The organism is Kitasatospora sp. NPDC056181 (assembly GCF_042266225.1).
Taxonomy (GTDB): Bacteria; Actinomycetota; Actinomycetes; order Streptomycetales; family Streptomycetaceae; genus Kitasatospora.
In genome coordinates this window covers 51,684-60,822 of the sequence record NZ_JBHJUK010000020.1, presented here as the reverse complement: position 1 = coordinate 60,822, position 9,139 = coordinate 51,684, and the positions used below count along the sequence as shown (strand labels likewise).

9 protein-coding genes are annotated in these 9,139 nt (G+C 74.0%); 5 read left to right on the top strand and 4 right to left on the bottom strand.

Going from position 1 to position 9,139, the window contains the following annotated elements:
- Positions 1 to 110: 110 nt before the first annotated feature.
- The 4 genes from ACFC1F_RS11225 to ACFC1F_RS11210 form a co-directional block, all read right to left on the bottom strand.
- The gene (locus tag ACFC1F_RS11225) at positions 111 to 875 is read right to left on the bottom strand and encodes an ABC transporter permease (protein WP_376157272.1); all 765 of its coding nucleotides are present in this window, start codon (positions 873 to 875) and stop codon (positions 111 to 113) included.
- A 24-nt stretch (positions 876 to 899) separates the two neighbouring features.
- Entirely contained in the window at positions 900 to 1,856 is a 957-nt protein-coding gene (locus ACFC1F_RS11220; RefSeq protein ID WP_376157270.1) for an ATP-binding cassette domain-containing protein, read from the bottom strand.
- A 127-nt stretch (positions 1,857 to 1,983) separates the two neighbouring features.
- Positions 1,984 to 3,165, bottom strand: a complete 1,182-nt coding sequence (locus ACFC1F_RS11215; protein ID WP_376157268.1) for a glycosyltransferase — start codon at positions 3,163 to 3,165, stop codon at positions 1,984 to 1,986.
- Positions 3,162 to 3,461 carry a hypothetical protein gene (locus ACFC1F_RS11210; protein ID WP_376157266.1) on the bottom strand — a complete coding sequence of 100 codons (300 nt, stop codon included), beginning with the start codon at positions 3,459 to 3,461 and terminating at the stop codon, positions 3,162 to 3,164. Before ACFC1F_RS11210 ends, ACFC1F_RS11215 begins: the two co-directional genes overlap by 4 nt.
- A gap of 123 nt (positions 3,462 to 3,584) precedes the next feature.
- Between ACFC1F_RS11210 and ACFC1F_RS11205 the strand changes: the two genes are divergently transcribed.
- The 5 genes from ACFC1F_RS11205 to ACFC1F_RS11185 all read left to right on the top strand — a co-directional run bounded on the left by ACFC1F_RS11205 (position 3,585) and on the right by ACFC1F_RS11185 (position 8,593).
- Complete coding sequence (locus ACFC1F_RS11205) at positions 3,585 to 4,517, top strand: 3-oxoacyl-[acyl-carrier-protein] synthase III C-terminal domain-containing protein (protein WP_376157264.1); 933 nt, start codon at positions 3,585 to 3,587, stop codon at positions 4,515 to 4,517.
- Between the two features lie 154 nt (positions 4,518 to 4,671).
- Positions 4,672 to 4,962, top strand: coding sequence for an acyl carrier protein (locus ACFC1F_RS11200; protein WP_376157262.1), 291 nt, complete (start codon positions 4,672 to 4,674; stop codon positions 4,960 to 4,962).
- Positions 4,963 to 4,966: 4 nt separating this feature from the next.
- A complete protein-coding gene (locus tag ACFC1F_RS11195; RefSeq protein WP_376157261.1) occupies positions 4,967 to 5,860 on the top strand; it encodes a hypothetical protein in 894 nt (297 codons plus the stop codon).
- An 83-nt stretch (positions 5,861 to 5,943) separates the two neighbouring features.
- A complete protein-coding gene (locus tag ACFC1F_RS11190; protein ID WP_376157259.1) occupies positions 5,944 to 6,624 on the top strand; it encodes a 4'-phosphopantetheinyl transferase family protein in 681 nt (226 codons plus the stop codon).
- A gap of 193 nt (positions 6,625 to 6,817) precedes the next feature.
- A complete protein-coding gene (locus ACFC1F_RS11185) occupies positions 6,818 to 8,593 on the top strand; it encodes a condensation domain-containing protein (RefSeq protein WP_376157258.1) in 1,776 nt (591 codons plus the stop codon).
- Positions 8,594 to 9,139: the final 546 nt, after the last annotated feature.

The window sequence follows — 9,139 nt, the reverse complement described above, 5'->3', positions numbered from 1 at the left end:
CGGCGGCGCGGCGGCCCCCTATTCCCGGGGGGGGGGGGGCCCACCAGCGTGCACCCCCCCCCGCCCCCGTGCTGCCCGCCCGAAGCCCGCCCGAAGCCGCGGTCCGGGCCTCAGCGCACCCGGGTGGAGAACAACCGTGCCGACCAGTACACCGCCGCGACCGTCATCAGCACGACGACCAGCAGTCCCTGCCAGACCACGCTGTCGCCGACGTGTCCCGAGAACAGCGCCCGCATGCCCTCCACGGCCCAGTAGAAGGGGTTCCACTTGGCCATCGACTGCAGCCACACCGGCGCGAGCGCCAGCGGCAGCAACACCCCGGAGAGCAGCGCGATCGGCTGCGCGATGGTGTTCACCACCGGGGCCATCGCCTCGTCCGCCGGGAGAAGCAGGGCGATGCCGTAGGAGATCGCCGAGGTCATCAGGGCCAGCAGGCCCAGCAGCAGGTAGGCCAGCAGCAGGTCCACCGGGCCGACCCGCAGGCCGAACGGCAGCGCGACCAGGGTGATGATGACGGCCTGGACCAGCAGTGCCACCGTCTCGCGCAGTGCCCGGCCGAGCAGCAGTGCCAGCCGGCTCACCGGGGTCACCCGGGCCCGCTCGATGATGCCGGCCTTCAGCTCGCCGAGCAGGCTGAAGCCGGTGTAGAGGCCGCCGAAGATGCAGAGCACCGCCAACAGGCCGGGCACGTACACCTGGTAGGCCTCGGCATAGGTGGTGGCGCCCATCGGTGCCAGCACCTTCTTGAGCAGCGGTGCGAAGAGCAGCAGGTAGAAGATCGGCTGGATCACCCCGACGGCGATCCAGACCGGAGTCCGCCACATCAGCAGCAGCTGGCGCTGGAAGACCAGCCAGGTGTCGCGGGCGAGCTTCATGGGAGCCCCTTGGGGAGTCGGTGGTCAGGCCTGCTCGATCGAGCGGCCCGTGCGGGCCAGGAACACGTCGTCCAGGCTGGGCCGTTGGAGCTGCACGGTGCCGGGCACCACCCCCGCGCCGTCGAGCACGCGGAGCAGCTGCGGGATCGCGGCGGCGCCGTCGTCCAGGTAGAGCCGGAGACCGTCCTCGCCCTGCGCCTCCAGGCGGTGCAGATAGGTCTGTTCGCGCAGGGCCTTGGTGGCCCGTTCGGTTTCCCCGGCGGGAAGTCCGACGAGCACCACGTCGCCGGAGATCTCCCGCTTGAGGGTCTCGGGCGTGCCCTCGGCGACGATCTCCCCGTGGTCGACGATGGCGACCCGGTCGCAGAGCGCGTCGGCCTCCTCCAGGTAGTGGGTGGTGACCACGACGGTCATGCCCTCGTCGCGCAGCCGCCGGATCTCCGCCCAGACGTGGCCCCGGCTGGCGGGGTCCAGGCCCACGGTGGGTTCGTCCAGGAAGAGCACCCGGGGCGCGTGGATGACGCCGAGCGCGATGTCCACCCGGCGGCGCTGGCCGCCGGAGTAGGTGCGGCACGGCCGGTCGCCGAACTCGGTGAGCTCGAAGGCCTTCAGGGCCTGCTCGGCGTGCTGCTGGGCCGCGGCCTTTCCGGTGCCGTGCATCCGGGCCTGGAGCACCAGCTCCTCGCGGGCGCTGACGGCGTCGGTGGTGCCGCCGCCCTGGGCGACGTAGCCGATCCGGCGGCGGACGTCCGCCGGGTCGGCGAGCAGGTCGGCACCGGCGATCCGGGCCGCGCCGCCGTCCGGGCGGATGAGCGTGGCGAGCATGCGCAGAGTGGTCGTCTTGCCGGCGCCGTTGGGGCCGAGGAAGCCGAAGATCTCACCTGCGGCCACGTCCAGGTCGATGCCGCGGACGGCGTCGACGGCGGCCTGGCCGCGTTTTTTGGACGGATAGGACTTGCGAAGTCCCTTGGTCTCGATCAACCAGAACTCCCGTGCGGGGATGGGTTGCCGGGGCACCTGGGATGCGGTGCTGCGGAAGGGGTGAGGGGTACTGCGGAAGGAGTACTGGGCGCCACCCTAGGGTCTGCGGCACTCCGGAAACAATGGCCTAGACCAATGGATTCTGACGGTCCGTTCCACCCGCGACCAGCGTCTCCAGCCGGTCGGCCGCCGCGACGGCCCCGCCGCCGGCCAGCAGGGCGGCCCCGACCCGGGCGGCCGCCTCGCGGTGGGTGCCCGAGTCCAGGACGGTGCGCAGCCGCGCCGCCAGCCGCTCCGCCGTCACCCGGGCGAACGGCACCTTCAGCCCGGCGCCGGCCCCCGCGACCTGCGCCGCCACGAACGGCTGGTCGTGCCGGATCGGCGCGGTGACCAGCGGCAGTCCGTGTGCCAGCGCCTCGCCGACGGTGTTCATCCCGCCGTGGCAGAGCACCGCGTCCAGGGCGCCGCGGGCCATCAGCTCCAGCACCGGGGCCCGGTCCACCGCGACGGCGTGGTCGGGCAGTTCGGGCAGCACGGCGCGCGGTGCCGCGATCACCGGCTGCACGTCGTCGCCGCAGAGCGCCAGTGCCCGGACGGCCCGGGCGTGGAAGTCCGCGCCGAGCCCGCCGGCCAGCGTGCCCATGGTGACCAGCACCCGCCGACGGCCGGGGTCCAGCCGCTCCCACGGGAACGCCGGGTCGGCGGGCCGCTCGGCCAGTACCGGTCCCACCAGCGACACCTGCGCCGGGAGGGGCGCCGCGCCGGTGAGTGCCCGCCCGGTCGGCGCCAGCACCAGGGCGGGGGAGAAGCGCGGGTCGGTGTACTCGTGCTCCGGCAGCCCGGCCCGCTGCCAGAGGCCGCGGAGCAGGCCGGTCATCCAGGCCTCCACCTGCGGCAACGCCCGGAACGGCCGCCCCAGTTCCATCGCGCCGGGGGCCAGGCTCGCCCACGGCAGCCCGTGCCGGTGCGCGACCAGGGCGCCTGCCGGGGTGTGCTGGTCGACCAGCAGCGCGTCCGGCCGGTACTCCCGCGCCACCGCGTCCAGCGGATTGGTGGTGAACCGCGCGTACGGGACGATGAAGCCCTCCCAGAGCGAACGCAGGGCGGCCAGTCCGTGCCCGCCCTGTGCCCGGAACGCCCGGGTGCCGGTGCCCAGCACCTGCGCGTCCGGCCCGAGCAGCGGTCGCAGCACCGACTCGGTGCCCGTCCAGGCGACCTCGTGCCCGCGGGCGGTCAGTTCGCGGGCGATGCCGGCGACCGGATTCACGTGCCCGGTCAACGGCGGTACGACCAGTAGGAAGCGGCTCATCGGGCTGCCCCTTCGGGCAGGATCCGCTGCACGTCGGCGACGGTCAGCGCCTCCAGGGCCGAGAGGTCCAGTCCGGCGCGCACCGCGGCCAGGCCGGCCGCCGCGCCGAAGCGTTCGGTCAGCAGGGTGTCCAGCAGGGCGAGTTCGCACTCGTCCAGCAGCAGATCGGCGTCCAGCCGGGCCTGCGGGGTGATCAGCGCCGCCCATTGCGGTGGCGCGTCGGCCGCCTTGACCAGCAGCTCGACCAGCTCCGGGCGCACCCGGGCAGGGGGAAGGGAAGGTTCACGATCAGTCATGGGGTGTGGCTCCACCAGCTCGACGGCAGGGGGCGGACGACTCCGCGGGCAGGACGGCAAACTCGTCCTCGAACGGCACGAGATCACTTGTGCGACCCGTCGGGCGTCGGAATACTAGCCCGCGTGACCGCACTGGAGGCAGTGGCCGTCCACCTCCCCCACCACACCGTGCCCATCGAGGCGGTGGGCGAGCGCATCGGCCTGACCCCACGTCAACTTCGACTCTTCCGCCGCTTCCACGGCCTGGACCAGCTGCGACTGGACCCGGACGGGACGCTGCCCGACCTGCTCGGCGCCGCCGTCGAGGCACTACCGGAGCTGCGCGGGCGCGAACGGCACGTCCGTTTCGTGATCCACGCGCGCAGCATGCCGGTGGCGGTGCCCTACCCGCTCAACCCGCTGCACCAACTGCTCGACCGCTACGACCTTTCCCGTGCCGTGGCCTTCACCGTCACCCACCACGCCTGTGCGGTGGGCCTGCTGGCCGTCGACCTGGCCGGCCGGCTGCTGGCCGGGTCCGACGACCCGGAGGCCCTCGCGCTGGTGCTGGCCGGGGAGAAGACCTTCACCAAGGACGCCCAGGTGGTGCCCGAGACGGGGATCTTCGCCGAGGGCGCGGCCGCCTGCCTGGTCCGTGCGACCGGCGAGCGCAACCGCGTGCTCTCCTACGCCGTGCGCCACCGGCCGGAGTTCGACGGCCGCCTGGCCGGGGACCAGGACCTGCTCGCCCGCTACCAGCGCGAGTACCCGGCGGTGATGATCGAGGCGATGGAGGCCGCCCTGGACCAGGCAGGTCTGGACCTCTCGGAGGTGGCGGTGGTCCTTCCGCACAACGTCAACCAGGCCTCCTGGCGGATGATCTGCCGTCGGATCGGGTATCCGGTGGAGAAGGTGGTGCTGGACAACGTGCCCGCCGTCGGGCACAGTTTCGCTGCAGACAGCCTCATCAATCTCCACACCGCCACCACGCGGGGGCTACTCCGCCGCGGCGACCGCTACCTGATCGCCGCCGCCGGCGTCGGGGCCACCTTCTCGGCCATGGCCGTCGAACACTGACGCACCGCCGGACCTGCGTACCGTCCGGCGCCGGGATCCGGGGGCCGGCCCCCGCAGCGCGGCGGGCGCAGCGGCACGGCGAGGACGACCACCCCCGGCCGGCCGCTCCCAGCACACCCCATTCACCACTCACGCACGACGGGACGGGACACCCATGCCAGACCCAGAGGTCCAGACCACTGACGCCGAGCTGCGCGAGCGGATCCTGCAAAGCCTCGGCGAGCTGCTGCCGCGCGTGCTCAAGCGCGACCTCCCCGAAATCCCCGAGAACGCCTGCCTCTTCGACGATCTCGGCCTCACCTCGGCCGGCACCATCGAGCTGATCCTGGAGGTCGAGGAGGCGCTCGACATCCAGGTCGACGTCGAGCAGATCGGTGAGGACGACCTGCGCTCGGTGACCAGCCTGGCCGACTACGTGGCCGGCCACATCATCCCCGAGGACTGACCGGGTGGGCGCCGCTTCCGCCGCCGGCCTCGTCGTCACCCGGGTCGTGGTGGGGTACCCCGACGGGCGGTCGGAGACCTCGCTCGACCCCGACCTGAGGGTCTTCGTCTCCGACCTGGTCCGTCCGTACGGCCTGCCGCTGCGCGAGGACCTGCTGGCCGAGGGCGTCGGCCACTCCTACGAGGAGATGGCCGAGGGCCTGCTGCGCGAGGCGCTCGCCGACGGCCGGCCGGTCGACCTGCTGATCCTGGCCTTCGACTCCCCGGACGTCCGTCCCGGGGCGCCGAGTTCGCTGGCGCTCAGCCGGTCCTGCCCGGGTGAGCCGCTCGCCTTCGCGCTCTGCGACCAGGGATCGGCCGCGGCCTTCAGTGCCTTGAGGGTCGCCGCCGAGTACCACCGGACGGGGGCCTGCCGGCGCGCGGTGGTGGTACTGGCGGAGCAGACCGCGCTGCACTACCGGGCCGCGGAGCCGGTCGACCTGCCCGAGCGGCACTGTGCGGTGGTGCTGGTCTGCGACGAGGCGGCGGGCGGCGAGCTGATGGTCGATCAGATCCCGGTGGCCGATGTCGAACGCGCGGCGAAAACCGTCGGTGACGCGGTTCGGGCTCTGGGGGAGGGGGCGGCCGTCCTGCTCGGCCCCGGCCTGGTGGTCGACGCCGACGCCGACGTCTGTGCCGACGCCGACGTCTGTGCCGATGCCGACGTCCGCGTCGATCCCTCCGCTGCCGGCGCTGACGGCGTCGTGCGGGCGACCGGAGGCCAGCCGTTCACCGGCATCTGGTCGGAACTGGCCGAACGGCTCCCCGCCTGGCGGGCGGAGGGGCGGCCCGTGCTGGCGGCAGGCTTCGACCGCCGGCTCGGCGTGCTCAGCACCCTCACCCTGCGGGCGGGACCGTGACCGGTCCCCCCGGTCCCTCCGAGCCGGCCGGCCCGGTTGCCCCTGCCGACCTGGTTGAGCCGGCTGACCTGGTTGACCTCTGGGTGATCCCGACGGACCAACCCGCCTCACTGGTAGAGGCGTTGGGCGCGCTGCTCGACCCCGGCGAACGGGCCCGCGCCGCGGGTCCGGACGACGCGACCGGCCGACGGTTCACCGTCGTGCACGGGGTCGTCCGACTGCTGGTCGCCGAACGCCTCGGCGTGCACCCGGCCGAACTCGCCTGGCGCCGTGGCCCGCACGGCAAGCCCGAGCCGGCGGGAGAGGGGCACGCGCTCGGTGTCAGCTACTCCGCTTCGGGTGCCCTCGCCGTACTCGCCCTGGCCGACGGCCGGCCGGTCGGCGCCGACGTCGAGGAGGTCCGCGACCCGCGCGTCGCCGCCCGGATCGCCAACCGCTACTTCCCGGGCGCCGAGGCCGCGTCGTTGGCCGAGTCCTCCTCGCCCGAAGCGCTGGCCGGGCGTTTCACCGAGCTCTGGTGTCGCCGCGAGGCCTGCGTCAAGGCGTTCGGCGGCCGGCTGGTGCAGGGCTTCGGCCTGCCGCTGGCCGGGCCGACGCCACTGGTCCTGGCCGACGCGGGCGCCCTCGGCGACGGCCCCTGCCGGATCATGGACGCACCGGTGCCGGGTCCGTTCCGCGCCGCCGTGGCGGCCGTCGGCGGCCGCCCGTTCCGGCTCCGGTTACAGCACTGGGAAGCGCCCTCGTTCATCATGTCACGTACATGAAAGATGAATTGACCAAGCATCAGGAACTGCTCGGCCGAGCTTCGGCAATGCGGGATTTTTGGTCTGGACCACTTTCCCGGGTCGCTGGTAGCGTCCCGACCCACAACCCGCTGAGCCCCTCAGGCCTCCCCAGGCCCGTTCAGGGCTGCTCAGATCCCCTTGGACCCCCGGCGAGCCGAAGGGCACGGACGACGTGACAGCAACCAGCCGGCGGATCACGGTCCGGTACGGCGGCGCGAGCAGTGGCTCCGGGCCGCTCACCCTCGGCCAGGACAACATGATCCGCTGCATCCGGAGCGACCTTCCCGAGCAGATCAACAAGGAGGCGGCCTGGCCGGTGCCCGACGGCACCACCCTGACCGCGGCGCTCGACGCCCTGCGCGCCCTGGTCGAGCGGCACGACTCGCTGCGCACGGTCTTCCCGCCCGGCCCCGGACCGGACGCCTTCCCGGAGTGCCAGGAGGTCTGCGCGGAGGGCGAGTTCGCCGTCACCGTGCTCGACGCCCCGGGACTTCCGGCGGCCGCGCTGGACCGGCTGGCGGAGGAGGCGGGGCGGACGGACGTGGCCGTCCCGTTCGACCTGGCGGCCGGCCCACGGCTCCGCTTCACCCTGCTGGCCGACGACGACCGGGCGTTGAGGCTGGTCGTGGTCGTCTGTCACGCCGGTGCGGACGGCGTGGCGACCACCCTGCTGATCGAGGACTGGCTGGCCCTCGCGGCCGGCAAGGAGCTGCCGCCGGTCACCGCCCGCACCCCGCTGGAGGTGGCCGCCCGTGAGCAGGGTGAGCAGGGCCGCCGCAAGGCCGCCGCCGCACTCGGGCACTGGCGGAAGATCCTCACCACCCGCCCGCAGAGGGTCTTCGCGGACTCCCGGATCACCGGCCCGGCCGACCGGGCCTCCGCCGTGGTCCTGCGCTCCCGCACGGCCGGCGCCGACCTCGCCGCCGCCTCGCGGCGGACCGGCGCGAGCCCCTCGGTCGTCCTGCTCGCGGCCTTCGCCGCACTGGTCGCCCAGCGCGCCGGCCACTGCGCCCTGGTGCTGACCGCCCTCTCGGCCAACCGCCAGCGGGCCGCGATGGCCGACCACATCGGCACCCTCGCCCAGGACGCCCTGTTGGCCCTGGACGCGGACGCAGCCGACCTGGACGAGCTGATCGGCCGCGCGAAGGCCGCCTCGCTCGCCGGCTACTGGCACAGCACCCTCCCCGCCGGGAACGTCTGGCAGCTGATCGAGGACGTCGCCCACCTGCGCGGCACCCGCTTCGCCCGGCAGGTCGTCATCAACGACCTCAGTCTGACCATCCCCGAGGCGATGTCCGACGCCCGCCCGGCCCCGACGAGTGACCCGGAACTGACCTGGCTGCCCGACCCACCGCTCCCGGTCCGCATCATGCTCAACCTCCTGCGCACCTCCGGCAGCCTGGAGTTCGTCCTGCTCGCCTGCCCGCAGGTGCTCGACCGCGCGGAGACCGAACGTTTCGCGCTCGCCCTGCCCGCCGTCCTGAAGGCCGCTGCGCACGGACCGCTCCCGCTCGCCGACCTGCCCGAGCTGACGGGCGTGCCGTCCGCCGTCCGGACCGGTGCCTGGGCCGTGGTCGACGGCGGCTGGATCGATCTGGACGCGGCCCGGTCCCTGGTGGCCGATGCCCTCGGCGGTGCCGCGAGGGCCTCCGGCGTCACCTCCGGCATCACCGCCGAGATCCTCGGCACCGCCGTCGAGTTGGTGGACGGCCGTCTCGTTGCCCGCATCGCCACCCGCCGTCCGGGCCTCACCCCGCTCGCGGCCCACCGGGCGGTGGTCGCGGCCATCCCGGGTCGCGACACCGCGATGGCCCCCCACCACTACGTCGTGCACACGGCCACCGGCCCCCGACCGTCCGGCCCGATCCCGTGGGGCGGCCTGCCGGTGACCGCCGAGGGTGCCGGCCGTGATCCGGACATCGTCGGCCCCACTGCCGACTCTCCGTGAGGGGCGGGGCGGCGGCTCACGGAGTGCGACGCGTCGCCGGTGCCGACCGCGGGCGCTCCCACCGCGCGGCTGACGAATTCTCGTAATTCATAGCGTCGACAAGACGGTCGAGGTCGCCGCGGCCGTGGCCGCGGAGGCGGCCCGGGGGTTGGTGGCGGCGAAGCTCCACCCCGGCCCCGGCCCCGGGGAGGGCCCGCCGGTCGCCGGCTCCTGACAGCGGCCGGTGCCTGCGGAACGCGACCGCCAGGAAGACGACCAGCCGGACCACGACGACCACGACCACGACGACCACGACCACGACGCGAGGACCACGACCACGAGGAGGCCGACCAGCCGGAACGCGACCACCGCCCCGCAGGTGCGAGGGGGAACCTGCGGGGCACCCTCTCGTCGTCCGGTCGGGCGGTGACCGTCCACCGGCCCACCGGGTTCGTGCACCCGCCCAGCCGGCCCAGCCGGTCCGTCGACCCGCCCGTCGAACCGGCCCGGCCCGGTGGACCCGTGAGGCCGGCCGGTTGCCCGTTCTCCGCCGCTGACCGCCGCCCA

What these genes read in the sequence shown, in the direction of transcription:
- ACFC1F_RS11225 (WP_376157272.1), bottom strand. Translation starts at nt 875, where the DNA reads ATGAAGCTCGCCCGCGACACCTGGCTGGTCTTCCAGCGCCAGCTGCTG.
- ACFC1F_RS11210 (WP_376157266.1), bottom strand. Translation starts at nt 3,461, where the DNA reads ATGACTGATCGTGAACCTTCCCTTCCCCCTGCCCGGGTGCGCCCGGAG.
- ACFC1F_RS11200 (WP_376157262.1), top strand. Translation starts at nt 4,672, where the DNA reads ATGCCAGACCCAGAGGTCCAGACCACTGACGCCGAGCTGCGCGAGCGG.
- ACFC1F_RS11215 (WP_376157268.1), bottom strand. Translation starts at nt 3,165, where the DNA reads ATGAGCCGCTTCCTACTGGTCGTACCGCCGTTGACCGGGCACGTGAAT.